Below are 25,212 nucleotides of genomic sequence, written 5' to 3' on the forward strand. Positions count from 1 at the left end.
CGGTCAGCCGTCGCCGGCGTCCGCGTCGTCCTGCGACGCCTGCCGGCGGGCCGAATAGGCGATGGCGAGGATGGACAACTCATAGAGAAGCAGCAGGGGCATGCCAAGGGCGATCTGGCTGATCACGTCGGGCGGCGTGATCAACGCGGCGCCGGCGAACACCAGCACGATGGCGTATTTGCGCCAACGCCGCAGGGTAACGGCGGTGATCAGCCCGGCGCGCCCCAACAGCGTCAGCAGCACCGGCAACTGAAACGAAATCCCGAACGCCAGGATCAGCTTGGTGACGATGTCGAAATACTCGATGACGCGCGGTTCCTGCTCGACCGGCAGGGCGTCGTTGCCGAGCCCGCGACCCTGGGCGATCAGGAAATCCCACGCCAGCGGCATGATGAAATAGTAGACTAGGCCGGCGCCAAGCGCGAACAGCACCGGCGTCGCCAACAAGAACGGCAAAAACGCCTTCTTCTCCCGGCGATAGAGGCCCGGTGCCACGAACCGCCAGACCTGGAAGGCGAATAACGGAAACGCGATCACCACCGCGCCGAAGAAGCCGATCTTGATCTTGACCAGAAAGCCCTCGTGCAGGCCGGTGAAGATCATCCGCCCGCTGCCCTGGTCGGCCAGGATCTGGCGGTAGGGCTCGACCAGGAAGCTGAAGATCGGCCCGGCAAAGGCATAGGCGACGCCAAAAGCGATCAGAAAACCGATCAGCGCATAGAGGAGGCGCTGGCGCAACTCGACCAGATGGCTCAACAGCGGCGCACGGCTGGCCTCGATCGCGGCCTGGTCGTCGGCAGGGCGCGCACCATTGGGGCTTCGGGTCCCGGTTCTGGGGCTGGCCATGGTCTAGCGGCCCTCCCCGGCCCGGTCGGCTGCGGCGGGCGTTTCGGCCCCGGTTCCGGGCCCCGCCTCCGGCCCCTTCTTGGGCGCCGGCTCGGTCATGGGCGCCGTTTCGGCATCGCCGGTCGCCTCGGTGTCGCGGATCGGCGCGGCGTCGCCCGACCCGTCGGGCCAGGTTTCCCCCGGCGTTGCGGCGGCCGGCTGGGGCGCCCCGGAGGTCGGGTCATAGCCGCCGTCGGGCGTGGCGATACCCGGCGTGGCGGGCGCCGCCGGTGCCGCCGATGTCTGGGGACCGCGCGGCAGATCCTTGCGCTGTTCGGTGGCGCGCGCCTGGGTTGCGGGATCGTCGATGCGGTTGTTTTGCAGGGCCTGGGCCTGGCGCTTGAGCTCGTCGAGCTCGGCCTCGCGCGCGATCTGGTCGAGCCCCGACTGAAACTCGCCGGCGAAGCTGCGCAGCTTGTGCATCAACGCGCCCACGGTGCGCATCACCTTGGGCAGGTCTTTCGGGCCCACCACCAGCAGGGTGACGATCATCACCAGGATCAATTCGGTCCAGTGCAGGTCAAACATGCCGCATCATCCTCCCCGACCGGCGGTCTCGACGCGCCGGCGGTCAGGAACGGGCGTTGTCCTTGGTCTCGGCCCGCTGCTCGGCCACCGGCGTCTCGCGCGCGTCGGTGATCGACTTGGCCTGGTCGGCGCGGTCGGCCGCCTCGCCGTCGTCGGCGTCGCCCTCGCGCAGGCCCTTGCGGAAACTGGTAATGCCCTTGGCCACATCGCCCATCAACTCGGAGACCTTGCCCCGGCCGAACAGCAACAGCACCAAGACGGCGATCACGATAATCTGCCAAACGCTGACACCCATCTGGTCTTCTCCTTGTGCCGGCCAGTTGCGCCGACTCCTTGTGCCGGCCGGTTGCGCCGACGCCCTATGCCGGCTGGTTGCGCCGACGTTCGTGTGCCGGCCCTGGTCGGTGCGGGCGGCGCCGATGGCGCCCGGCCCGCCGCGCCGGCGTTCTCGCCGCCCCCGCTTACGCCGGTTCGCCCGTCTCGTCCATGGGAAAACAACGCAGGCTGCCCGGTTCGGCGATGACGCCCAAGGTTTCGCCGGGGCGGACACCGAGCCGCCGGTCGACCTCCATCATCGCGTCGCCGGCGCCTTCGGGCAAGGCCAGCGTCACCTGCTGCACCGGCCCGACCAGGCGCACGTCCCTGACCCGCGCCGGCACGCCCCGTCCGGCGAGGTCGCTGTGGCTTGCGTCGGCCGGCGCGGGGCGCAGGTCGCCGCCGCGGATCATCACCCGGCAACGGGTGGGCGGCGCACCGGCGGCCATGGCCGGCGGCAGCGCCACAGCACCGAACGGGGTCCGCGCCGCGCCGTTCTCGACCGGACAGATCAGCGTGTTGGTGCGGCCCAGAAAGGTCATCACGAACGCGTCCGCCGGCTGGAAATAGACCGCCTCGGGGGTGCCGCTTTGCACCACCCGCCCGGCGCGCATGACCACCAGCCGGTCGGCAAGCGCCATGGCCTCTTCGGGGTCGTGGGTGACGATCAGCGTCGGCACCCGGCGCCGCGCCAGCACCGCCAGGGTCGCCGCCCGCACCTCGGCGCGCAGGGTCACGTCGAGGCTGGAGAACGGCTCGTCCATCAGCATCACGTCGGGCTCGGGCGCCAGCGCGCGTGCCAGCGCCACGCGCTGCTGCTCGCCACCCGACAGTTCATGCGGGAACGCCTGCGCCTTGTGCGCCAGCGCCACCTGGTCGAGCAAGGCGGCGACCCGAGCGCGCCGGTCGTCGGCCGGCAGGTGCGCGATGCCGAACGCCAGATTGCCGGCCACGGTCAGGTGCGGAAACAGGGCGAAATCCTGCAGTACCAGGCCCACACGGCGCTTTTCCGGCGCCACGAAGCGCCCGCTGGCGGCGTCGGCGACCACCCGCCCGCCAACCAGCACCCGGCCCCGGTCGGGGCGTTCGAGCCCGGCGGCCAGGCGCAGACAACTGGTCTTGCCGCAGCCCGACGGCCCCAGCAAACACACCACTTCGCCCTCGCCCACATCGAGCGTGACACCCGCCACCGCCGAGGGGCCGCCGCGCGTGTAGCTGAGCGCCACATCGTCGAGCGCCAGCCCCGCCGCCGGTTTCGGCGCTGGCCGCGCGGCCGCCCCCGCCGCATCATCGGACACAAACCCCGGCCGCCCGTTCAGTGCATCGGCTGCGATCATGATCCCTCCTGCCCTGGCGCCGGTCCCCGACGGCCCGCCGCCAGGTCGCCCAAAGTCGCCTCGTCTTGGTGGCTCGTCTCGGTCACGGCGTCGCGCTCATCGTCTGCCTCGTCGTCTGCGTCATCCGCGTCGTCTGCGTCGTCTGCGTCGTCCGCCGCGTCGGGGCCAAGCCGGTCGAACGCCGCGTCGACGCTGTCGAGCAGGCCGGCCGCCTTGAGGTCGGCAAGACCGGGCAGCGCGTCAAGGCTGTCGAGGCCGAAATCGACCAGAAACGCGTCGGTGGTGCCATAGGTGAGCGGCCGGCCCGGCGTCTGGCGCCGACCGCGCGGCTTGATCCAGCCGGCGGCCAGGAGCACGTCGAGCGTGCCCTTCGAGATCGACACGCCCCGGATATCCTCGATCTCGGCGCGGGTCACCGGCTGGTGATAGGCGACGATCGCCAGCGTCTCGACCCCGGCGCGGCTAAGCTTGCGGGTTTCGTCCACCTCGCGACGCATCAGATGGGCCAGGTCGGCGGCGGTGCGGAACTGCCAGCGCCCGCCCACGCGCACCAGATTGATGCCCCGGTCGGCATAGTCGGCTTCAAGCCGTGCCAGGCAGGCGGCCACATCGACGCCGGCGCCCAGGCGCTGCGCCAGATCGGCGACGCTCAACGGCGTCTCGGCGGCGAACAACAGGGCTTCGCAGCGGCGCACCGCCTCCATCCGCTCGGACGCCGCGTCCGGGTCGGTGGCGCCCGGCGACGCAGTGGACGAGCACTCGGATCGGGGCGGTTCGGGATCGGGCGACGGGTCGGTCATCGGCGGTCCGCTCTCCCTGGCGGTGGGCGTGGCACAGGCCGCGGTCAGGTCCGCGACGGCGGCTCGGCCGGCGGGGGCGGCCCGGCCGGCTCGCCGGTATCGGGCTCGCCGGTGTCGGGCTCGCCGGTGTCGGGACCCGCACCCGGGCGCCCGGCCTTGAGATAGAGCGGCCCGAACACCTGGCCCTGGTGCAGGCCCACGCGGCCCTGCTTGGCCAGTTCTAGACTGGCGGCGAACAGCGAGGCAACGGCCGACTGCCGGATCGGCCCGCTGGCGTGTTCGGGGGGCAGAAAGTCCTTGAGCAGGGTCCAGTCGAGCGCCTGGCCCAACAGCGACGACAGCCGCGCCAGCGCCTCGTCGAGCGTATAGACCGGGCGCCGGGCGATGTGCATGTGCCGCGCGGTCCGGCGCCGGTCGATCTGCGCATAGGCGCGCAGCAGATCGTAGAGCGACACCTGGTAGCGCGCCTTGGCGACGGTCACCACGCCTTCGGGCGCGCCCCGGGCCAGCACGTCGCGCCCCAACCGGTCGCGCGCCAGCAACCGCGCGCCGGCCTCGCGCATGGCCTCCAGCCGTTGCAGGCGCAATTGCAAGCGCAACGCCAGATCCTCGGCCGACGGCTCTTCGTCGTCGGCGTCGGGCGGCAACAACAGTCGCGACTTGAGATAGGCGAGCCAAGCGGCCATGACCAGATAATCGGCGGCCAGTTCCAGATTGAGCCGCCGCGCCTCGGTGACGAAGGCCAGATACTGTTCGGCCAGATCCCGGATCGACAACCGGGCCAGGTCCACCTTCTGCCGCCGCGCCAGCACCAGCAGCAGATCGAGCGGCCCCTCGAAGCCGTCCAGGTCGACCACCAAGGCGGCCCCGGCCCCCTCCCCAGCAGCACCCGACGCAGCGTCGGCCAGGGCCCAGTCGGCGTCTCTGCCCGCCCCGGCCATCAGCCGATCGGCACGCCCGACAGCGATGCGAACCAGCGGGTAAGCGCCAGCGTGGGCTTGAACACCAGCGTGATGAACGGGTTCCAATCGCTCAGCAGCGGCGGCAGGAAGAACAGGCCCAGGACGATCAGAAAGCCATAGCGATCGAGCCGGGTATAGTGCCACGCCCACCGCGGCGGCAGCAGCGCGGCCAGGACCCGGCTGCCGTCGAGCGGCGGGATCGGCAGCATGTTGAACACCGCGATCAGGCAATTGAAGAACACCGACACGCGCAGCATGTTGACCGCCCAACTGGCGAAGGCGCCGCCGATCGGCATCAACACAGTGATCAACAATACCGACAGCAAGGCGAGCGCGATGTTCATCGCCGGCCCGGCCAGCGCCACCCAGGCCATGTCGTCGCGCGGGTTCTTGAACCGGCGATAGTCCACCGGCACCGGCTTGGCATAGCCGAACAAAATGCCACCGGCGCCGAGGAAATAGGCGACCATCAACAGGCCCGGCAACAGGATCGTGCCGACCGGGTCCACATGGGCCAGGGGGTTGAGCGTCAGCCGCCCGGCGCGCTTGGCGGTATCGTCGCCGAGCCGGTAGGCGGCAAAACCGTGGGCGGCCTCGTGCAGGGTGATCGCCAGCAGTGCGGGCAAGGCCCAGATGGTCAATTGGGTGACGATCTGGGCGACGGTGTCGGGCACGCAGTCTCTCCTAACCTAAACGTCGCCCAACAGCACCGAGAGACGCCGGCGGGCGTGAGCGATATCGACGGTGTCGGCGGGTCGGCGCGCGGCCTTGGCGTCGGCCAGCCGCCGCGCCGAGACCTCGGCCAGGGGCGGACAGCCGTTGGCCGCATCCGCCACGCCGCCCAGGTCGCCCGAACAGTGCAGCGCCAGGTCGCAACCGGCGGTCAGCGCGGCGGCGGCGCGCTCGGCCATGGTGCCGTCGAGGGCGGCCATCTCCAGGTCGTCGCTGAGCAGCAGATTGTCGAAGCCGATCTGCCCGCGGACCACCTCGGCGATGACGCGCGGCGAGCAGGTGGCCGGCCGCGCGGGGTCAAGCGCGGTATAGACGATATGCGCGGTCATCGCCATGGGCGCCCGGGCCAGTGCGGCAAACGGCGCGAAATCCATCCGTGCCAGCGTATCCAGGTCGGCGGTGACGCGCGGCAGCGCCTTGTGGCTGTCGACCCCGGCGCGGCCGTGGCCGGGGATATGCTTGATCACCGGCAGCACGCCGCCGGCCAGCAAGCCGTCGACCGCCGCGCCGCCCAGGTCGGCGACCACGTCGGCGCGCTCGGCGAACGCGCGGTCGGAGATCACCGGGTCGGCCTCCAATGTCGGCACGTCGAGCACCGGCGCGCAATCGACGGTGATGCCCAGGCTCGCCAGATCGTGGGCGATCAGCCGCAGCGCCAGCCACACCGCCTCGCGCGCCGCCGCCGGATCGCGGCCATAAAGGCCGCCAAAGCGCGCCATCGGCGGATAGCTGGGCCAGTGCGGCGGCTTGAGCCGCGCCACCCGGCCGCCTTCCTGGTCGACCAGCACCAACGGGTCGGGATCGTCGAGCGCGGCGCGCGCCGCGTCGACCAGCTTGCGCACCTGGTCGGGCGTGTCGACATTGCGCGCGAACAAGATCAGCCCCACCGGCCGGGTCTCGCGCAGGAATGCCGCCTCGTCGCGGTCGAGCGCGGTGCCGGCAAGGCCGACGATCAGCGGCAGACGCGACGCCGCCATCAGGGCTCGACCACCAGACAACCCCGCCCGGCGCGGTCGAGCGCGGCGCAGAAATCGCGTGCCGCCTGGCGCGTGGCGAACGGCCCGGTGCGCAGCCGGTAGAAGGTCCGGCCCTGGCGCTCGGTGGCCATGATATAGGCGCGCAGATCGCCGAACAGGGCAGGATTGTCGGCCTTGATCGCCTCCCAATAACCCTTGACGTCGTCGGCGTCGGTCATGGCGGTCAACTGCGCCTGCCAGATACCGGCCGCAAACGGCGTACGGTAGCGCCCAGCCAGCGCCTCGGCCACCTGGCGGTCCAGTTGCGCCACCAGATCGTCGCCGGCGCCGCGATCGGTGCTGCCCGGCCGTTCGCCGTCCGGCACGCGATCCGCCGCACTCGCGGGGGCAGTAGCGACGGTCGGGCGCGCTGGTGCCGCCGGCTTGGGCCGCAGCACCACGCCGACGCCGTCGAGGTCCAGTTCGGCCACCACGGTCTTGGCCGCTGGCGACGCGGCATCGGGCGCGGCGTCCGTCTCCCGGCCGGTCTCGGAGCCGGTCTGGGGGGCAATGTCGGTGCCCGCTTCGACGGCCGGCGCCCCGGCGGTCTCGGTCTTGGCAGATCTGGGCGCGGCAGACTGGGGCGTGGTGGCCTGGGACAGGGCGGGGCCACCCTGCCCGGCTTGGCCCGGCTCGGCACCGTCGGCCGCCGGCGCAGGCGTTTCCGGCTCGGCGGCTTCGGGCGGCGGTACGACGGGCGCTTCGGGCAAGGCGCGCAGGGCCTGTTCCACCGGCCGGCGCTGTTCGGTCAGGCCGTCGAACACCAGCTTGTCGGTGTGCGGCACGTCCATGCCGCCGGGGTCGGCCGGGCGCACCTTGATCGGCCCGTCGGGCGCGCGCACCACCGGCAGCGGCCCTTCGGGCGGCTTGCGCGCCTCATAGATGGTGTAGAGCAGCCCGGCGAACACCAACAGCGTCACCACGGCAACACCGGCGAGCACACGGCGGATGCCGCCGTGCACGTCGTCGCCCTCGTCGAACAGAATTTCAGAGTCGCGGGTCATCGCTTCCGCCCGTCACGCACATTTCCGATCGCCCGATTTCGATCACCTGGTCAGGTCTGGCTTGGTCAGGTCTGGTCTGGTCTGGTCTGGCCTGGCTTGGTCAGGTCAACTCGTCCACCGGCTCGACGCCGAGCACGGCGAGGCCCGAGGCGATCACCGTTTGCACGCTGCGCACCAGCTTGAGCCGCGCGGCGGTCAGGCCTGCGTCGTCGTCGAGCACGAACCGGCGGCCAGGGTCGTCATTGCCCCGGTTCCAAAGGGTATGGAAGTCGCCGGCCAGTTCATAGAGGTAAAAGGCCACCCGGTGCGGTTCGTGGGCGCGCGCCGCCTGTTCGACCACGCGCGGCCACTGCGCCAGCCGCTGCACCAGCGCCAGTTCGTCGGCCTCGACCAGCCCGGCCGGGTCGAGCGCGCGCAAGGCGGCGTCCGACAGGTCGAGGTCCGGGTGACGCTCTGCGGCGCGCGCGAACGCCGAATGGGCGCGGGCATGGGCGTATTGCACATACCACACCGGATTGTCGCGCGACTGTTCGAGCGCCTTGGCGAAGTCGAAATCCAACGGCGCGTCGTTCTTGCGGGTCAGCATGATGAAGCGCACCACGTCGCGGCCGACCTCGTCGACCACCTCGCGCAGGGTGACGAACTGGCCGGCGCGCTTCGACATCTTCACCGGCTCGCCGTGGCGCATCAGCTTGACCAACTGGCAGAACTGGATCGACAGCCGGGCCTGCCCGCCCGACACCGCCTTGACCGCCGCCTCCATGCGCTTGGCATAGCCGCCATGGTCGGCGCCCAGAACCAGCACCATATGGCTGAAACCGCGCTGGAATTTGTCGTCGTGATAGGCGATGTCGGCGGCGAAATAGGTCGCCGAGCCGTCGGACTTCTTGAGCGGCCGGTCGGTGTCGTCGCCGAACTGCGACGCCTTGAACAGCAATTGCGGGCGCGGCTCCCAATCCTCGGGCTTCTTGCCCTTGGGCGGTTCGAGCACGCCTTCATAGACCAAGCCCTCGCCCTTCAACCACTCGATGGTCCGGTCGACCCGGCCCGAGGCGTGCAGGTCGCGCTCGGAGAAGAACAGCTCGTGCTCGACGCCGAGCGCCGCCAGGTCGGCGCGGATCATCTCCATCATCGCCTCGGTGGCGACGCGGCGCACCGGTTCAAGCCACACCGTCTCGGGCTGGTCGAGCCAGGCGTCGCCGTGGATGTCGGCCAGCTTCTGGCCCACCGGCACCAGATAGTCGCCGGGATAAAGCCCTTCGGGGATCGCCCCGATATGGCGCCCGCGCGCCTCGCAATAGCGCAGATAGGCCGACCGGGCGAGCACGTCGATCTGCGCGCCGGCGTCGTTGATGTAGTATTCGCGGGTGACCGAATAGCCGGCCTTGTCGAGCAGATTGGCCAGCGCGTCGCCGACCACCGCGCCGCGACAGTGCCCCACATGCATCGGCCCGGTGGGGTTGGCCGACACATACTCCACATTGACCTTCTCGCCCGCCCCGATGGCCGAGGCGCCATAGCCCACGCCCTCGCCCAGCATGTCGTCGAGCCGCGCGCGCCAGAAGGCGGGCGTCAGGGTGATGTTGATGAACCCCGGCCCGGCGATGTCGACGCGCGCCACCGCGTCCAGGGCGGCCAGTTCGGACGCCAGGATCTCGGCCAGGTCGCGCGGCTTCATGCCCGCGGGCTTGGCCAGCGCCATGGCGGCGTTGGTGGCCATGTCGCCGTGCGACGGGTCGCGCGGCGGCTCCATGGTCACCGCGTCGGTGGCGAGACCGGCGGGCAACCGGCCGGCGTCGACCAGGGCGGCGATCCGGTCGCACAGGTCGGCATGCAGGGACGCAAAAACATTCATAACGGCATATCCGAGGTATCGAAGAGTTTCTGGTGTTCGCGCACGGCGTAGCGGTCGGTCATGCCGGCGATGAAATCGGCGACCGCGCGCGCGGTCGCCGGCCCCTTCGCCCGGTCGCATTTGGCCGCCCATTCGCCGGGCAGGACATTCGGTTCGTTCGTATACAGGCCGAACAGGTCCCTGACCACCCGGCGTCCCTTGCTGGTGGCGCGATTGACCAGATAGTGGTTGTACATGCGTGCGCGCAAGAAGCTCTTGAGCTCGCGGTCTTGGGCCGCCATGGCGTCGGAGAAAGCGATCGCCGGCCGCCCCGCGCCCCGAAGGTCCGCAGCCGTGTGCGCGGCCATGGCGCTGAGCCGCGCCCGGCTTTCGGTCAACACATCCTCGACCATGCGGCGGATCAGCCGGCGCACCAGTTCGTGCACGAACACCGTCTGCGGCACCGCCCCGCACGCCTCGCGCACCTCGCGGCAGGTCTCGCCCACCAGCGGCACCTCGGCCAGGGCGTCGAGCGCGAACAGCCCGGCGCGCAGGCCGTCGTCGATATCGTGATTGTTGTAGGCGATGTCGTCGGACAGCGCCGCCACCTGCGCCTCGGCGCCGGCATAGCTGTGCAGCGCCAGGTCCCAGCGCGGCACGAAGCAGCGCAACGCAAACGGCAGCGACAAGGGCGGGGCGGCCGGGTCGATGGGCGCTGAGACCACCGGGCCATTGTGCTTGGCCAAGCCTTCGAGCGTCTCCCAAGTCAGATTGAGCCCGGTGAAGGCGGCGTAGCGGTGTTCCAGCTCGGTCACCAGGCGCAGGGTCTGGGCGTTATGGTCGAAGCCGTCATAGGCCGCCATCTCGGCGTCGAGCGCGTCCTCGCCCGCATGGCCGAACGGCGGGTGGCCCAGATCGTGGGCCAGCGCCAGCGCCTCGGCCAGATCCTCGTCGAGCGCCAGGGCGCGCGCGATCGACCGGGCGATCTGCGCCACCTCCAGGCTGTGGCTGAGCCGGGTGCGATAGTGGTCGCCCTCGTGATAGACGAACACCTGGGTCTTGTACTTGAGCCTGCGAAAGCCGGTGCAATGGATGATCCGGTCGCGGTCGCGTTGATAGACCGTGCGGCTGGCGCTCTCGGGCTCGGCGACCAGCCGGCCACGGGTGGCGCTCGGGCGGCAGGCATAGGGCGCCAGGGCGGCCTCCAGGTCGGGGCGGGTCCAGGGCGCGGGCGGGGCGGAGGGGCTGGGATCGGTCATGGCCGCCGAGCCTATCGCCGCCGCCCCGGCCGGACAAGCGCCCTGCGAGCCTGTTGCAATCGCCCCCGGCCGCGATTGACAGGCCGCGCCGAAATCCCACATTGTCGGTCAGGTATCGCTCCGAACCGTCCGACGAGGGAAACGACGATCATGGCAGACGCCCCGCCCCCCGTGGTGTTGACCGAACGCGCCGCCGACCGGCTGAAAACGCTGATCGCGCGCGAAGGCAATGACAATCTCAAGTTCCGCGTCAGCGTCAGCGGCGGTGGCTGTTCGGGCTTTTCCTATGGCTTCGACTTCGCCGAAACCGGCGAACCCGGCGACCTGGAAACCGAACAGCACGGCGTCAAGGTGCTGATCGACGGCATGGCGATGATGTACGTGCTCGGCGCCGAAATCGACTATAAGGAAAGCCTGGTGGGCGCGGCGTTCAGCGTCTCGAACCCCAATGCGTCGAGCCATTGCGGCTGCGGCTCGTCCTTCTCGATCTGACCGACGGGCTCGGTCTGACCGGTGGGCGGGGGCCCGGCCGAGCGGCGCCGTGCCGCTGGCCGCCGATCGGGCCTAAGGTTTAACGGCGGGCCACGTCGCTCCGCGCCCCTTGGGGCTCCCTCCCCCTTCGCGATCCGATCCCTCCTCGTCAACCTCCTCCCTGTCCGCCGCCGACCGCGGCGGACGGCGCGCCATCGCCTGTTGCCATGGCTTGGTGACGGCGCTCTTGCCTCCCGGCGCATCTTTTTCATTGCGATAAAAACGACTCGATCTGCGGACGTTACTAGGATACCGTGTGTCCAAAGGGTCAGACTGCGCGGCGACGGCACAACCCGGCCGACCGGGGGCCGCACGGCTCGGACCAGGATTTGGGGGAGGATGGGCCATGGGCCTTGGTCGCGTCGTTGCCAGCGTCGGGCGGAGCGCACGGACGATCTGCTGTGTTGCCTTGGCGTGCCTGCTGTGGCTGCCGGCCGCACCACCGGGTTGGGCGCAGGATCGTCTTACCGTCGCACTCTACCCGTATGTGCCGCGGCTCGCCCAATTCGAAAGTGCGATCCGCGACGCCTGGGCGGCCAAGCATCCGGATGTGGCGTTGACGTTCGCCGACGACTGGGACGGCGGCTATAGCGACAATCCGAACGACGCCTATGACGTCTTCGTGTTCGACGCCATGTACTTCCACTATTTCCGCACCCAGGGCTATCTCGACGCCCTGGCGCCCGACGAGATCGACGACCTCGACGATCTGGTGGCCTATGCGCGCCAAGGGCTCGAAGTCGACGGGTCTTACTATGCCGTGCCCCTGCTCGGCTGTGGCAACATGCTGTTCTACCACGAAAACAATGTGGCGCTGGCGGCAGCCGAGACGCTCGGCGCGGTCAAGGCGGCGCTCGGCACCTGCACCTATACCAGCCAAGTGCCGCCGGGGCCCATGGGCCTGACCGTCGACATGGCCGGCGGCACCACCAACGCCACGCTCTATCTGGACGCGCTGCACAGCGACAGCGGCACCTATCCCCCGCCGCTGACCCCCGAGCTCGACGACGAGGCGATCGGCGACATGCGCGACATGATCCGCATGGCCAGTTTCTACAACGCCACGGCAGAGTTTCCCGGCGCCTATGACCGCCAGGTCGAGTTCAGCGACGGCTATGGCGAAGCGACCGTGGGCTTCACCGAATCCCTGTCGCAGATGAGCGCCGAAACGCGCGCCACCATCGCCTTCAAGCCGCTGCCGATCTCGGACCAGACCGGCAACCCGCCGCTGTTCTACGCCGACGTGATCGCGGTCAACACCAAGGCCGAGGCGCGCGGCACCCGCGCGCTGGCGGTGGACCTGGTCAATGTGATGGCGGCCACCGACACCGTGGTCGCCGCCACCGGCCCCGCCGAACCGGGCGGCACGCCGCAATATCTGATGGTCAACCGCACCAGCGCCTTCGAGGCCCTGGCCGCGATCGACCCGCTTTATACCCCGTTGCACAAGCTGATCACCGACTATGATCCGCTGTTGTTCTCGCTCGGGGCCGATGCCCGCACCTGGGTGGCCGACAACAAGGCGCCGATCCGGGCGGCGGTGCGGGCGAACTATGCCTGCGGGTGCGATTATCCAAGCGGCCAGCCGATCGCCGACAATGACGACGCCCAGGACATCTGCCCCGGCGTCTGCGCCGACCATGGCGCCTGGACCGGCCAGTGGACCAACCAGCCGCCGGCGGCCGAAGGCGGGTCGGTGTGCGGCTGCACCGTCTGCCCGGTGGCGCAGGCGGCCCAGGCAACCGGCGCCCGCTGAGCACCGCTCAGGCGGCGCCCAAGCGCGCCCGGGGCCAGGTCCGCTCCCCCGCCCCACCAACGCATCCACCGGCGCACCGATCGAGCGACCGGGATGGCTATCAAGAGCATGGCCGACCAGCAGAACGACGGGGCCCCCGAACCGCTCAAGGGAGCCGGTGACACCGGCGAGGCCCACCAAAAGGAGCGGTTCACGCGACGATTGACACAAGACGCCGGGCCGCGCTCTATGCGCCCTATGCGCATCGCCACCTTCAACATCAATGGCGTCAAGGCCCGCCTGCCCCGGCTGCAGGAATGGCTGGCCGACGACCCCGCCGACCTGGTCTGCCTGCAGGAGATCAAGTCGGTGGACGACAATTTCCCGCGCGCGGCGTTCGAGGACGCTGGCTGGCACGTGGCGACCCACGGCCAGAAGGGTTTCAACGGCGTCGCCATGCTGTCGCGCCGGCCGCTCGACGACGTGATGACCGGCCTGCCCGGCGACGACACCGACACCCAGGCGCGCTACATGGAGGCAACGCTCGGCGGCGTGCGCGTGGCGTCGATCTACCTGCCCAACGGCAACCCCGTGGGCACCGAGAAGTTCGACTACAAGCTGGCCTGGATGCGCCGGCTGACCGCGCGCGCCAAAGAGCTGCTGGCGACCGAACGGCCGGTGGTGCTGTCGGGCGACTTCAACGTCATCCCGGCGCCCGAGGACGCCCACGACCCGGCCGCGTGGGCCGACGACGCGCTCTATCAGCCCGAAAGCCGCGCCGCCTTCCGCGCACTCGTGCATCTGGGCTTCACCGACGCGATCCGTCTGGTCCAGCCGCACGGGCCCGCCTACACCTTCTGGGACTATCAGCGCGGCGCCTGGCAGCAAGACCACGGCATCCGCATCGACCACCATCTGCTGAGCCCACAAGCGGCCGACCGCTTTGTCGACGCGCGTGTCGACCGCGCGCCGCGCGGTCAGGAAAAGGCCAGCGACCATACCCCGGTGATCGTCACCCTGGCCGACGGCTGACTGGCCCTGCTGCCTGGCCCCATTGATGGGGAGGGTGCATGGGCGAACCGACCCACGCGCCGGCCCGGTGGGGGCACGCCCGATCGCCCCGCCCGCGCAACGGCGGCGGGCTCAACGCTCGGGATTGCCCTCGTAGAATTCGCGCAAGAACCGGTCTTCGCGATCCGGGTCATAGCGGCACAAAAACACCGCGTTGGAGATCGGCAGATAGGCCACCGGCAGCGAGCCGAGCGCCTTCTTGACCAGTCGCTTCCAGCCCTGCCCGGGCACCGCCGCTTGCTCGACCCGAAAGCCGAAATAAGCCAGCGCCTCGCGCAGACCCCGCTCGTTGAAGAAGGCGCAGGCATTGCCGCCGCGGCTCTTCTGGGGCGAATCGTCGGGGCTTGGCGTGCTCAGCACGGCACGGTGGCCGAAATCCTCGAAGATCCCGGTCTCCAGAACCAGGTAGCCGCCCGGCGCCATCAGGTCGCGGATCACCTGAAGGCCGCGGAACGGATAGCGAAGATGGTACAACACGCCGGCGAAGACGATCAGGTCGAACCGACCGTGCACCTCGGGCGTCATGTCCAGCATGTTGACGTGGTGCGCCCGAACCCGCGACTTCAAGTGCAGCGCCAAGATATCGTTGATGCAATCGATATTGTTCTTGGTGTGATCGACCGCGACCACCTCGCCAGCGCCCCGCTTTTCCGCCGCGAACGAGAACAGGCCGTTGGCGCAGCCCACGTCGAGCACCCGCTTGGCCTTCAGGTCCAGGCTGTCGATGAACCGCAAGACCTGGCGTTGTTTCGGCCCCGTGGGCAGGCCCGGTGTCTTAAGGCCACCGCCCAGGTCCACCTGCTGGTAGAAGGTGTAGCTGTCAAGCCGGGCCATCAAATCTTCTTGTTTCATGGTCTGTCTTTCTTCCCTTCCGCCAGGCCGCCGACCGGCCAGGTCAAACGGCGCCCGATCCACCATCGGGGTCGGGGCAATCCGGGGTCAGGACGCGACGCCACCGGACATAGCCCAGCACACACGTTATAGTATTGTTATAAAGCCAGGGTGATAGCGCTAGCAGCGGGGACGTCGAAAGGCAAGTTTCAACGCTCGATGGAAAACGGCGTAAAATTCGTATCCGTGTCGTAATAATCTTCCTTTTCCAGCCGCTTGAGCCGGGCGACAACGCGATAGGTCACCGGCGTCAACAAGGCTTCCCAGGCCACCTTGAGGCCGAAATTGGTCACCGCCACGAACACCAGGGTCGAGGTGTCCCAGACGCCCAGAAACGCCACCGGATAGAACAGCAAGCTGTCGATGCCCTGGCCGACCACCGTCGACCCGATGGTGCGGGTCCACAGATACCGCCCGCGGGTCAGCACCTTCATGCGCGCCATGACAAAGGCATTGGCGAATTCGCCGGCCCAGAAGGCGCACAGCGACGCCAAGACGATGCGCGGCGTCTGACCGAACACCTGCTCATAGGCCGCCTGGCCGGACCAACTGGGATCGGGCGGCATGGACACCACCGCCCAGCTCATGAACGCCATGAACACCAGACCGCCGAACCCGGCCCAGACCACCCGGCGCGCCCGGGCATAGCCATAGACCTCGGTCAGCACGTCGCCGAGCACATAGCTCAAGGGAAAGAACAAAACCCCCGCGCCGAAGGGATAACCGGCCAGATTGGCCACCTTGGCCGCGCCGATCAGGTTCGACAAAATCAAGATGACGACAAAAGCCGCCATGACGAAATCATAGTATCGATAAACACGCGGTGCCGCCGCATCGGTCATGGCATCCCCCCTTTGTCTTGCGACGCAACATGACGGGCCCTGCTTAACGGCACACGCGCCAGCAAACCAGGGACAAACTGTCGGCTCTACGATGGCCCGGTTCAGCCCATGGGCCGCCGCGCCGCTTGTCGCAGCGCACAAACGCCGTTGAGTGCGCGCCGCGACCGTGCCACACAGAAGCCACACGTGATCGGATCGCGGCCCCCGTGACCGCCCGGACGCGGCCGCGCTTGCATTCGCCAGCCCGATTGCCGACGGTAGCCAAGTGGATGTCCCATGCGCGTTCGCCCCTCGATGCTAGCTTATTCCCCCGCCTCACAGCCCGCTTGTGCGCCCCAGAGCCGCCGGAGCGGCAATCGCCGACGCCCCCATGGCGGCCCGCCCGCAAGTCGATCCACCGGCCCATTCACTGGCCCACTCACCGGCTTGCGCCCGCCCCGCCGCCGCCGCCAGCCAAGCCGGGCGATGGCGACGTTGGTGGCCACATTGTTGCCCATGGTGCTGCTGGCCGGCTGCGCGGTCGGGCCTGACTATAAGAGGCCCGAGACCGAAGCCATGCCGGTATGGCGCCAGGACCTGCGCGGCCAATTGACGCCGGGCGACGTGCGGCTGGCCGGCTGGTGGCAGCAATTGGGCGACGACACGCTCGACGCCCTGATCGACCGGGCGACCGAGGCGAGCCCGTCCCTGGCCCTGGCCCGCGCCCGGCTTGGCGAGGCGCGCGCCGATGCCGGCGTGGCGCAAAGCCTTTTGTTCCCGACCGTCAATGTGGGCGGGCTCGGCGTGCGCAGCCGCCAGCCGCGCGCCTTGTTCCCGCTGACCGGCGGCCAGGGCGCGACGGTCAGCGCGCTGGCGATCCAGGGCGCCTGGGAGGCCGACCTGTGGGGCCGGGTCGTGCGCACGATCCGCTCGGCCGAGGCGGCCGAGGCGGCGGCGGTGGCCGGCTATCAGGACGCGCTGGTGGTGCTTTATGCCGAGATCGCCAATCGCTATGTGTCGCTGCGCATCCTGCAACAACGCCTGGCGGTGGCCGAGCGCAATGTGGCCGCCCAGCGCCAGTCCCTGGCCCTGGTGCAAAACCGCCTGGCCGCCGAACTGGCGCCCGAGTTGGAAGCGCACCAGGCGACCCAGGCGCTGGCCACCTCCGAGGCGACCATCCCGCGCCTGAGAAGCGCCATCAAACGCACCCGCAACGCGCTCGCCGTGCTGGTCGGCGCCCAGCCCGGCCGCCTCGACCCGGCCTTGGCCGAGCGCCTGGACCAGCCAGCGCCGATCCCGCGCTTTGGCGGCCCGGTCGGCGTCGGCATCCCCGCCGACACGCTGCGCCAGCGCCCGGACATCCGCCGCGCCGAGCGGCTCCTGGCGGCGCAGACCGAGCGCATCGGCGCGCGCCAGGCCGAGCGGCTGCCGCGCCTGACCCTGTCGGGCGTGTTCGGCACCGCGGCGGTGGGCACCGGCCTGTTCGACGCCGCCAACCGGTTCTTCTCGGTCGGCCCGAGCCTGGCGGCCAATCTGTTCAGCGCCGGCGCGCTCAGCGCCCGGGTGGACGCCGAACGCGCGCGCACCGCCCAGGCGCTGGCCGCTTACGAGCAAACCGTGCTGGTCGCCTTGCAGGACGTGGAGGCGGCGCTGATCGCCTATGGCGAGGAATTGGACCGGCGCCGGGCGCTCGAACGGGCGGTCGCCGCGTCGCGCCAGGCGGTCACCCAGGTCAAGGAACTGTACGAGATCGGCCTGACCGACTTTCAAAACGTGCTCGACAGCGAACGGTCGCTGCTGTCGAGCGAGGATCAACTGGTCCAGAGCCGGGGCCTGCTGGTGACCAGCCTGATCGCGCTTTATCGCGCGGTCGGCGGCGGCTGGCAAAGCGTGCCCGTGCCGGGCCAGCCCCCCGCAACGGGGGCCACGGACGAGGACGAAACGCCATGAGCCTGCCCGCCCAAGCCCCGCTCCCGCGCCGACGCGGGCTCGCCAAAGCCGCCGCCCGCGCGCTGTTCGCCGTGGCGCTGACCGGGCCGCTCCTGGCCTGTGACGCCGGGTCCGACGACCCGGCGCCGGCGGCCGCCCCGCGACCGGTCAAGACGCTGACCCTGGCGCGCGAGGCGGCCGCCGACACGCGCTCCTTCCCCGGCGTCACCGCGGCGGTAGAGAGCGCCACCCTCGCCTTCACGGTGCCCGGCACGGTGCTCGACCTGCCGGTGGAGGTGGGCTCGACACTGGCCGAGGGCGAGTTGCTGGCCCGGCTCGACCCGCGCGATTTCGAGAACCGGGTCGCCCAGGCGACCGCCGAACGCGACCGCACCCGCGCGCAATACCAGCGCGTCGCCCGGGCGGCCGAGACCGGTGCGGTGTCCAAACAGGCGCTGTCCGACGCCCGCGCCGCCTTCGACGCCGCACAGTCGCAGCTGAACATCGCCCAGAAGGCGCTCGACGACACCGAGTTGCGCGCGCCGTTCGCCGGCGAGGTGGTGGCCACCTTCACCGAGGCCTATGAGAACATCCAGCCGACCCAGCCGATCGTCCGGCTGGTCGACCGCTCGCGCCTGGAAATGACCGTCGACGTGCCCGAGCGCCTGCGCCTCAGCCTCGACCGGGTGAGCGCCAGTTGGGTGCGCCTCGACGCCTATCCCGACGCGGCGGTGCCCGCCGAGATCACCGAAGTGGGCAGCGAGCCCTCGGCGACCACGCGCACCTATCCGGTCACGCTCACCTTCGCGCCGCCGGCCGAGCGGCTGGTGCTGCCGGGCCAGGCCGGGCGCGCCGGCTTCACGCTGCGCCGCGCCGACCGGGGCGACCTGTTCACCCTGCCCACCGCCGCCCTGGTCCAGACCGATAGCGGCACCGCCGTGTGGACCCTGCGCGCCGAGGCCGACGGCACCGCCACGGTGACCCGGGTGGCCGTCACCGTCGAGGCGCGCACGCCGCTGGCCGCGCGCGGCGCCCGGGTGCGCGGGCTCGGCCCCGGCGACCGGGTGGTCATCGCCGGCGCCCAGTCGCTGAGCGAAGGCCAACGCGTGCGCCCGCTGCCCGAAGCGGCCCAACCGGGCGAGGCCATGCCATGACCGGGCGCGAGACCGGACGCCAAGACGCGGCCGCCGCCGACCGGCAAACCGCCCCTGGCAATGGCGATGCCGAACCGCCGCGCGGCGCCATAGCCGCCTTGGTGCGCGCCGCCATCGCCGCGCGCACTACCACGGTGTTCGCGATCGCCGTGGTGGCCTTGGGCGGGCTGTTGAGCTTTTTCCAGTTGGGCCGGCTTGAAGACCCCACCTTCACCATCAAGACCGCCCTGGTGCTGACCCCCTATCCCGGTGCCGCGCCCGAGGAAGTGGAACGCGAGGTCAGCGAGAAGATCGCGCTGGCGGTCCAGGAACTGCCCGAATTGCGCTATGTGCAGTCGACCAACCGGGCCGGCCTGTCGATGGTCAAGGTGGATATCCAGGAACAGTTTCGCGGCACCGACATGCCGCAGATCTGGGACAAGCTGCGCAAGCGCATGCGCGACGTGGCCGGCGACCTGCCGCCCGGCGCCGGCCCGCCGGTGGTCCGCGACGACGATTTCGGCGAGGTCTATGGCCATGTGCTGGCGCTGACCGGCGACGGCTTCGACCGCGCCGCGCTCGAAGACCGGGGCGAGGATATCAAGCGCGCGCTGTCGCTGATCGACGGCGTGTCGCGGGTCGACTTGTGGGGCGTGCAGCGCAAGGCGATCTATGTGGACATCTCCGACGCGCGCATCCGCTCGCTCGGGCTGTCGGCCGAGACGGTGTTGCAGACCCTCGCCACCCAGAACGCGGTGGTCGACGCCGGCGCGCTCGATGCCCAAAGCGGCCGGCTGCGCGTCGAGGTGGCGGGCGCGTTCGACAGCCCCGAAGACATCGAAAACCTGATCCTGCGGCCGTCGCCGCGCGACCTGCAACAGACGCCGGGCGCCCGGCCCGGGCTCGAAACCGTCAGGCTCGGCGACGTGGCGCGGGTCAGCCTGGGCTATGTGGAACCGCCCTTAAACCGAATGCGCCACAACGGCCTGCCGGCGATCGCCATCGCCGTGTCCAACCAGGCCGACGCCAATGTGGTCGATCTGGGCGTTCGGCTCGGCGCCGCCGTCGAGCGGCTGAACGCCCAGTTGCCCGTGGGGCTGGAGTTGCACCGGGTGGCCTGGCAGGCCGACCTGGTGGACAAGGCGGTCAGTGGCTTCTTGTGGTCGCTGGCCCAGTCGGTGGCGATCGTCACCGTGGTGTTGACGCTCGCCATGGGCTGGCGCATGGGCGCGATCATCTCCAGCGCGCTGGTGCTGTCGATCCTCGGCACGCTGATCGTCATGGGGCTGTGGGACATCGACCTGCACCGGGTATCGCTCGGCGCCATGGTGGTGGCGTTGGGCATGATCGTCGACAACGCCATCGTGGTGTCGGAGAATATCGCCGTGCGGCTCGACCGCGGCATGGGCCGGTTCGAGGCCAGCGTGCGCGCCACCGTCAGCAACGCCTGGCCGTTGCTCGGCGCCACGGTGATCGCGGTATTGTCCTTCTATCCGGTCTACGCCGCGCCGTCGAACGTGGGCGAGTTTTGCGCCGCGCTGTTCCAGGTGATCGCGGTGTCGCTGCTGCTCAGCTGGGTGCTGTCGATCACCTTCACGCCGCTGCAATCCATGGGGCTGTTGCGCGCCACACCGGCCAGCGCCGGCCGCAGCCCCGGCGACACCCGGCTGACCCGCGCCTTCGACGCCACGCTGCGCGCCGCGCTGGCCCGGCGCTGGGCGGTGCTGGCGGTCATGGTGGTGGCGTTCGCCGGCTCGGTCTACGGCTTCGCCCAGGTGGAGCGGAATTTCTTTCCGTTCGCCAGCCGGCCGCAGTTCACCATCCATTATTGGGCCGAAGAGGCGCAGACCCTCGCCCAAGTGGAAGCCAATCTGGCTCCGCTCGCCGAGCGCGCCCGCGCCCACCCCGACGTGACCGGCGTGTCCACCTTTCTCGGCCGGGGCGCGCCGCGCTTCTACCTGCCGGTGGAGCCCGAACCGCTCAACCCGTCCTATGGCCAGCTTCTGGTCAATGTGGCGGACCCGGCGGCGCTCGACCGTGCCTATGCCGACATCAAGGCGTGGGCGCGCGCCAATGTGCCCGGCATCGTGCTGGTCAAGCGCTACACCGTGGGCCCGGGCAACACCTGGCAGTTCGAGGGGCGGTTCACCGGACCGGCCGACGCCGATGTGGCGGTGCTCAAGGCGCTTGCCGCCGAAGCCGAGGACATCCTGCGCGCCAGCCCGCTGACCGAGGACGTGCGCACCGACTGGCGCCACCCGGTGCCGAAACTGGTCGCGCGCTACGACCAGAAGCAGGCGCGCTGGTCCGGGGTCACCCGCGACGACGTGGCGTCGAGCCTGCGCCGCAGCCATGACGGCGTGCCGGTGGGGCTGTACCGCGACGGCGACGACCTGCTGCCGATCCTGGCGCGCAAGGACGGCCAGAACGGCGAGACGCTGGACACGCTCGGCGCGCTGTCGGTGCGGCCCACCTTCTCCACCGCCACGGTGCCGCTCGACCAGGTGACCGACGGGCTCGACCTGGCGTTCGAGGACCCGGTGATCCAGCGCTTCGACCGGCGCCGGGCGATCACCGTGCAGACCAACCCCATCGACGGCGTCACCTTCCCAAGCCTGTGGGCGTCGGTGCGCGACCGGATCGAGGCCATCGACCTGCCGCCGGGCTATGCGTTCGAGTTGGACGGCGAGTATGAAAGCGCCACCACCGCGCAACGCTCGCTGTTGCCCGGCCTGGTGCCGGCGGGTGCGGCGATGTTGTTGATCATCGTGGCGCTGTTCAACGCGCTGCGGCCGATGCTGATCATCGTCGCGGCGATCCCGTTTGCGCTGATCGGCATCACGGCGGGCTTGCTGGCCACCGGCGCGGCGTTCGGCTTCATGGCGCTGTTGGGGGCGCTCAGCCTGACCGGCATGATGATCAAGAACGCGGTGGTGCTGATCGACCAGATCCGCGCCAACCGCCGCGACGGCCAGGACGCCCACGAGGCGCTGGTGGACGCTGCCAAGCTGCGTCTGCGGCCGGTGTTGCTGGCCGCCAGCACCACCATCCTGGGCATGACGCCGTTGCTGAGCGATCCGTTCTGGGTCTCGATGGCGATCACCATCATGGCCGGGCTGGCGGTCGGCACGCTGATCACCATGGTGTTCGTGCCGGTGGTCTACGCCCTCGCCCACAACATCCAGCCGCCCGCACGCTGACGCGCGGGCTCTCGGCCCCTCTGGGGCACGGCTCGACGCTGGCAAGGCTGGTCGGGGAGACAGGATTCGAACCTGCGACCCTCTGCTCCCAAAGCAGATGCGCTACCAGGCTGCGCCACTCCCCGCCTGCTTTCCTCCTAGGGGCTCCGCCCCCCGGACGCAAGCCCCAAAGCGGTCGGCAAAATCGACACCGCGACCGCATGACCAACCGGTCGCAAAAAAAACGTGGCGGCCGGGCGGAGACGGACATGGGCTCAAGCGCTGCCAATGGGCGTAGACACAGCCTGCTCCCCGGTCGGCTGGGAGAGGGTTCAGTGGCAGGTCACACCGACCGGCTCAGGCCACCACGACGAGGCTTCCGACCGACAATCGGCCGCAGACCGTTGCCGAGCCATTCCATAGCCCGGCACGTGTCCGAGCCGGCGTTTCCGCTAGAACCCGCCAGCGTGTCCCGCAGTCCTCATTCCCACTCTATCGCTTCGGCTAACCATAAAACATTGGTTTCATGGGAGTTTTCCATTGTCTTTCTAAGAATCGTCCGTCAACGAATCCGTCAAATATCCTCGGCTTATGATTCTAAAGGTGAATTCGACCAAGCAAATAGATCCTCGCTTTCATGGACAATCGACACCGATCGGACGATTTTTATTCTCGATCTTGGGGACGCCCTCAGCAAGCGGGCGACAAAAGATACAGTCAGCGCCTATTCAAGGCGCCTACACGAGACAGCACTTCTTGTATTTTTTCCCGCTACCGCATGGACAGGGTTCATTGCGGCCAATCTTGTGATCTTTCTTTGCTGCGGCCACTCGCTGCCGCCTTAGTTCAATTGCAGCTTGCTCCACCTCGGCCCTCTCGTCCGCAGAGAGCCCATCGAGATTCACATGCGACCAATGGATATCTTCAACCTTCCCCCTCGCATCGAATTCAAGCTCAAGCATCAGTCGCCGTTCTTCATGCGCAGCCGCAACCACGGCCATCGTATGTCTCAAGGCGAAGACTGAGTCTCGCTGAACCGGTGGAGACCAGGTCCAAAGCGTAAATGCGTGGTCTCCATATGTCGAAAACGGCTTCGGACGCCCGAGTTTCGAATTCCCTTTGATCTGCTCATCAATGAGCTTGGCGATCGTCTCGCGATGATCACCTGCCGCATCGAGAAGAAAGCTTGCGACGGCAGATCGCCCAGGCTTTTGCGACTTGTTCAAGAAGTCAATAATCTCGGCGATCCGAACCGGCTTCTCCTGGCGGGGCGCTCCCGCAGGCTCGCCGCGAATTACCGCTGAGTAGTAGTCGTCGATCGGCGTGCGGTAGCCGTCAAACTGCAGCTTCGCCGTGTCGCCCCCGACCAACTCAGCGGCATACATGGCGTAATTGTTCTCCTTCAGATACAAGCCAAGGTGATCCATTTCGTCGTTCAGATCGACAAGCTCTGACTGCGCTGCGGTCATTCGTTGTTCGACAAAATGCAGGAATGTCAGCGGATCGCCGATGAGGTCCGCATACACTCGCAAGTCATCGACCGACAGCAGCCAGACGGGGCGCTTGCCGATGTCCACTCCAATTTTCTTGAGGTGCTGCGCCCGAGCGGCCAGCTCCGTGAAGGGATCGAGCGTAACTGCACAGATGGTGACGTGCCTGAAGGTGGACCGCCGTAACCTGCCGATCTCGTTATGATCGCTATCAGCGATGACGACTTCGGATGCGCTCTCAAAATAGTCGACGAAGCGGTTGCCCTGTGAGGCGGGGCTGCGGGCCAGGTTTTCAAGCGACGCAATATGTGCAGGTAAGTCGGTTGCCGGCGACGTGTAGGTGAAGGCGCCAGCCTTCACTTCAACAACGATCAGGTGGTCGTCGTAAATAACGAGCCCGTCGGCCTCGTGCCATTGGGCCGGCCCGTCACCGGATTTCCAACGGTAGTATACGGGCCGAACTATCTGTGCCCCAGGTAAGAGACGGGACAAGTATCTGAAAGGCAGCTCTTCGGAGACAGTCTTTTGCCGCTCATTCCAGTTTGTCCGGTAGTCGGGTTCTAGGCGAAACACGATGCGTTGTATGACGCGATAAAAGCCGTCGAACAGCGTAAACATGTCGAAGCACAGCGTGCGGCCCTGCAAACGGATAAAGGGCCGTTTCATGGTTGGCCACAACCGCAACGGCCAGCCCCGGAACGGGCCAGGCGCGAAGAAATCTTCTTCTTCACCCGGAGCCCAGGTCAGCTCGTCGAGCAGCGCCTTGGGGATATCCGTGTTCTTCCCGACATCGTACAGGTCGAGGCCAAAAAGCTCTCCGCCGATGCGCTCACGCCTCGCTTCAAGCGAGGGATCCTTGAACACCTCATCGCGAAGCGATTCTATGTCGGTGGAACCAGTATTCTTGGCGAGTTCGTCCAGCCGGTTCAGCGTGTCTGCTCGAAAGCTCTCAAACTCGACCGTCAAGTCCATAAGACCGCGCGAAAGCTTGGCGAGTATCTTGTCCAGCTCGTCGATCAGCGCTCTTGCATCGATCCCAAAAAGGCGAACCAACACGTCGGAGTGAGGTAGTAGAATATCTTCGAGCGCCTGCCTCTCGTGGCATTGATAACGTTCGCCTCGGACATTCATCCACATGACCTCGGCCCGAAGACGGAACTCTTCGAGCTCCATGTCGAGGTCCTTGTTGTCTTTCTTTTTGGAGGCTGTCAGCGCTATCTGATATCCGAGAGTAAGGCGCGCAAACAGGGTTTCGACGCGCTCGGACAGGAGCGCCCATTCTTCTTCACTGACCTCGCTCGCTACGTTTTCTACGGGTTTGACTGATGCTATGACGCTTTGGACATAGTCGATCATTCGCATGGCAGCGATCGACTCTGGGGCGTCTTGGCCATCGCCGGTGATGTTTTTTGCCGCGAACTCCCACCAAGCACGATGAAGCAGGCGCTCGCCTGGAAGCCTTGCGACCTGCTCGGCAATTTGCGCCACGAGTTCATCGATCTCAGAAGTGATCGTCGGGAGCGGAGCGGCGGCCCTCGCGTTTGCTTCCTCCCAGTCCGCGGCGCTAGCTCGCGAACGACTTACGATAAGGCGCCCAAAACGCGCGAATTCAAATGGACCCGCAGCGAAATGATCGTCTGGCGTCGCGGTTCGAAGTTTCTGCTTTCGCCTGCGTTTTTTCGCCATGACGCCTCGCGAACAGCCGAAGGGCTTTAGCAAAAGTACCGTCACACCCAGAGCAGCAAATTGCTGATGGTCCT

At 68.5% G+C, this 25,212-nt stretch carries 20 protein-coding genes and 1 tRNA gene; 6 read left to right on the plus strand and 15 right to left on the minus strand.

Features of this window, described 5'->3' with window-relative positions; genetic code table 11:
* Nucleotides 1-3: 3 nt before the first annotated feature.
* From tatC to EV659_RS02055, 11 genes are all read right to left on the minus strand, one after another.
* The gene (tatC, locus tag EV659_RS02005) at nt 4-846 is read right to left on the minus strand and encodes a twin-arginine translocase subunit TatC (RefSeq protein WP_132706969.1); all 843 of its coding nucleotides are present in this window, start codon (nt 844-846) and stop codon (nt 4-6) included.
* A gap of 3 nt (nt 847-849) precedes the next feature.
* Entirely contained in the window at nt 850-1,413 is a 564-nt protein-coding gene (gene tatB / locus EV659_RS02010) for a Sec-independent protein translocase protein TatB (protein ID WP_132706971.1), read from the minus strand.
* A gap of 43 nt (nt 1,414-1,456) precedes the next feature.
* Entirely contained in the window at nt 1,457-1,708 is a 252-nt protein-coding gene (locus EV659_RS02015; RefSeq protein ID WP_132706973.1) for a twin-arginine translocase TatA/TatE family subunit, read from the minus strand.
* Between the two features lie 166 nt (nt 1,709-1,874).
* Nucleotides 1,875-3,065, minus strand: coding sequence for an ABC transporter ATP-binding protein (locus EV659_RS02020; RefSeq protein WP_132706975.1), 1,191 nt, complete (start codon nt 3,063-3,065; stop codon nt 1,875-1,877).
* Entirely contained in the window at nt 3,062-3,865 is an 804-nt protein-coding gene (gene scpB, locus EV659_RS02025; protein ID WP_132706977.1) for an SMC-Scp complex subunit ScpB, read from the minus strand. Before scpB ends, EV659_RS02020 begins: the two co-directional genes overlap by 4 nt.
* A 44-nt stretch (nt 3,866-3,909) precedes the next feature.
* Nucleotides 3,910-4,806, minus strand: a complete 897-nt coding sequence (locus EV659_RS02030; protein WP_132706979.1) for a segregation and condensation protein A — start codon at nt 4,804-4,806, stop codon at nt 3,910-3,912.
* Nucleotides 4,806-5,501 carry a site-2 protease family protein gene (locus EV659_RS02035; protein ID WP_132706981.1) on the minus strand — a complete coding sequence of 232 codons (696 nt, stop codon included), beginning with the start codon at nt 5,499-5,501 and terminating at the stop codon, nt 4,806-4,808. Before EV659_RS02035 ends, EV659_RS02030 begins: the two co-directional genes overlap by 1 nt.
* Before the next feature lie 15 nt (nt 5,502-5,516).
* Entirely contained in the window at nt 5,517-6,536 is a 1,020-nt protein-coding gene (gene nagZ, locus EV659_RS02040) for a beta-N-acetylhexosaminidase (protein ID WP_132706983.1), read from the minus strand.
* Nucleotides 6,536-7,579 (minus strand): SPOR domain-containing protein, encoded by a 1,044-nt coding sequence (locus EV659_RS02045; protein ID WP_132706984.1) that lies wholly within the window; start codon nt 7,577-7,579, stop codon nt 6,536-6,538. The genes nagZ and EV659_RS02045 overlap by 1 nt, the downstream gene beginning before the upstream one ends.
* A gap of 100 nt (nt 7,580-7,679) precedes the next feature.
* Nucleotides 7,680-9,434 (minus strand): arginine--tRNA ligase, encoded by a 1,755-nt coding sequence (argS, locus tag EV659_RS02050; RefSeq protein WP_132706986.1) that lies wholly within the window; start codon nt 9,432-9,434, stop codon nt 7,680-7,682.
* Nucleotides 9,431-10,672: a deoxyguanosinetriphosphate triphosphohydrolase gene (locus tag EV659_RS02055; protein ID WP_132706988.1), complete on the minus strand. Its 1,242-nt coding sequence runs from the start codon at nt 10,670-10,672 to the stop codon at nt 9,431-9,433. The genes argS and EV659_RS02055 overlap by 4 nt, the downstream gene beginning before the upstream one ends.
* Nucleotides 10,673-10,822: 150 nt before the next feature.
* On the opposite strand from EV659_RS02055, the gene erpA reads away from it, so the two are divergent.
* The 3 genes from erpA to xth all read left to right on the plus strand — a co-directional run bounded on the left by erpA (nt 10,823) and on the right by xth (nt 13,970).
* Entirely contained in the window at nt 10,823-11,164 is a 342-nt protein-coding gene (gene erpA / locus EV659_RS02060) for an iron-sulfur cluster insertion protein ErpA (RefSeq protein ID WP_132706990.1), read from the plus strand.
* Nucleotides 11,165-11,549: 385 nt separating this feature from the next.
* The gene (bcmE, locus tag EV659_RS02065) at nt 11,550-12,959 is read left to right on the plus strand and encodes a thiamine pyridinylase (RefSeq protein WP_132706992.1); all 1,410 of its coding nucleotides are present in this window, start codon (nt 11,550-11,552) and stop codon (nt 12,957-12,959) included.
* A gap of 237 nt (nt 12,960-13,196) precedes the next feature.
* Nucleotides 13,197-13,970: an exodeoxyribonuclease III gene (xth, locus tag EV659_RS02070; protein WP_132707164.1), complete on the plus strand. Its 774-nt coding sequence runs from the start codon at nt 13,197-13,199 to the stop codon at nt 13,968-13,970.
* 111 nt (nt 13,971-14,081) lie between these two features.
* Here the strand turns inward: xth and EV659_RS02075 are convergent, their stop codons facing one another.
* Both EV659_RS02075 and EV659_RS02080 read right to left on the minus strand, forming a co-directional pair.
* Nucleotides 14,082-14,861, minus strand: coding sequence for a class I SAM-dependent methyltransferase (locus EV659_RS02075; protein WP_165878653.1), 780 nt, complete (start codon nt 14,859-14,861; stop codon nt 14,082-14,084).
* 188 nt (nt 14,862-15,049) lie between these two features.
* Nucleotides 15,050-15,742 carry a queuosine precursor transporter gene (locus tag EV659_RS02080; RefSeq protein ID WP_132706996.1) on the minus strand — a complete coding sequence of 231 codons (693 nt, stop codon included), beginning with the start codon at nt 15,740-15,742 and terminating at the stop codon, nt 15,050-15,052.
* A gap of 477 nt (nt 15,743-16,219) precedes the next feature.
* Here EV659_RS02080 and EV659_RS02085 point away from each other — a divergent pair, with 477 nt between their 5' ends.
* The 3 genes from EV659_RS02085 to EV659_RS02095 are packed head-to-tail and all read left to right on the plus strand — an operon-like array spanning nt 16,220 to nt 21,983.
* On the plus strand, nt 16,220-17,671 hold the full coding sequence (locus EV659_RS02085) for an efflux transporter outer membrane subunit (protein ID WP_165878654.1): 1,452 nt from the start codon (nt 16,220-16,222) through the stop codon (nt 17,669-17,671).
* Entirely contained in the window at nt 17,668-18,804 is a 1,137-nt protein-coding gene (locus tag EV659_RS02090) for an efflux RND transporter periplasmic adaptor subunit (RefSeq protein WP_132707000.1), read from the plus strand. Before EV659_RS02085 ends, EV659_RS02090 begins: the two co-directional genes overlap by 4 nt.
* Nucleotides 18,801-21,983: an efflux RND transporter permease subunit gene (locus tag EV659_RS02095; protein ID WP_132707001.1), complete on the plus strand. Its 3,183-nt coding sequence runs from the start codon at nt 18,801-18,803 to the stop codon at nt 21,981-21,983. The genes EV659_RS02090 and EV659_RS02095 overlap by 4 nt, the downstream gene beginning before the upstream one ends.
* Before the next feature lie 48 nt (nt 21,984-22,031).
* Here EV659_RS02095 and EV659_RS02100 read toward each other — a convergent pair.
* Together EV659_RS02100 and EV659_RS02105 are read right to left on the minus strand one after the other, a co-directional pair.
* Nucleotides 22,032-22,108: transfer RNA gene (locus EV659_RS02100), tRNA-Pro, on the minus strand.
* A gap of 591 nt (nt 22,109-22,699) precedes the next feature.
* Complete coding sequence (locus tag EV659_RS02105) at nt 22,700-25,138, minus strand: YecA family protein (RefSeq protein ID WP_132707003.1); 2,439 nt, start codon at nt 25,136-25,138, stop codon at nt 22,700-22,702.
* Nucleotides 25,139-25,212 lie beyond the last annotated feature (74 nt).

It is taken from the genome of Rhodothalassium salexigens DSM 2132 (genome assembly GCF_004341375.1).
GTDB lineage: Bacteria > Pseudomonadota > Alphaproteobacteria > Sphingomonadales > Rhodothalassiaceae > Rhodothalassium > Rhodothalassium salexigens.

Coding starts and splice junctions, on each gene's coding strand:
- tatC (WP_132706969.1), bottom strand. CDS start 846: ATGGCCAGCCCCAGAACCGGGACCCGAAGCCCCAATGGTGCGCGCCCT.
- tatB (WP_132706971.1), bottom strand. CDS start 1,413: ATGTTTGACCTGCACTGGACCGAATTGATCCTGGTGATGATCGTCACC.
- EV659_RS02015 (WP_132706973.1), bottom strand. CDS start 1,708: ATGGGTGTCAGCGTTTGGCAGATTATCGTGATCGCCGTCTTGGTGCTG.
- EV659_RS02020 (WP_132706975.1), bottom strand. CDS start 3,065: ATGATCGCAGCCGATGCACTGAACGGGCGGCCGGGGTTTGTGTCCGAT.
- scpB (WP_132706977.1), bottom strand. CDS start 3,865: ATGACCGACCCGTCGCCCGATCCCGAACCGCCCCGATCCGAGTGCTCG.
- EV659_RS02030 (WP_132706979.1), bottom strand. CDS start 4,806: ATGGCCGGGGCGGGCAGAGACGCCGACTGGGCCCTGGCCGACGCTGCG.
- nagZ (WP_132706983.1), bottom strand. CDS start 6,536: ATGGCGGCGTCGCGTCTGCCGCTGATCGTCGGCCTTGCCGGCACCGCG.
- EV659_RS02045 (WP_132706984.1), bottom strand. CDS start 7,579: ATGACCCGCGACTCTGAAATTCTGTTCGACGAGGGCGACGACGTGCAC.
- argS (WP_132706986.1), bottom strand. CDS start 9,434: ATGAATGTTTTTGCGTCCCTGCATGCCGACCTGTGCGACCGGATCGCC.
- EV659_RS02055 (WP_132706988.1), bottom strand. CDS start 10,672: ATGACCGATCCCAGCCCCTCCGCCCCGCCCGCGCCCTGGACCCGCCCC.
- erpA (WP_132706990.1), top strand. CDS start 10,823: ATGGCAGACGCCCCGCCCCCCGTGGTGTTGACCGAACGCGCCGCCGAC.
- bcmE (WP_132706992.1), top strand. CDS start 11,550: ATGGGCCTTGGTCGCGTCGTTGCCAGCGTCGGGCGGAGCGCACGGACG.
- xth (WP_132707164.1), top strand. CDS start 13,197: ATGCGCATCGCCACCTTCAACATCAATGGCGTCAAGGCCCGCCTGCCC.
- EV659_RS02075 (WP_165878653.1), bottom strand. CDS start 14,861: ATGAAACAAGAAGATTTGATGGCCCGGCTTGACAGCTACACCTTCTAC.
- EV659_RS02080 (WP_132706996.1), bottom strand. CDS start 15,742: ATGACCGATGCGGCGGCACCGCGTGTTTATCGATACTATGATTTCGTC.
- EV659_RS02090 (WP_132707000.1), top strand. CDS start 17,668: ATGAGCCTGCCCGCCCAAGCCCCGCTCCCGCGCCGACGCGGGCTCGCC.
- EV659_RS02095 (WP_132707001.1), top strand. CDS start 18,801: ATGACCGGGCGCGAGACCGGACGCCAAGACGCGGCCGCCGCCGACCGG.
- EV659_RS02105 (WP_132707003.1), bottom strand. CDS start 25,138: ATGGCGAAAAAACGCAGGCGAAAGCAGAAACTTCGAACCGCGACGCCA.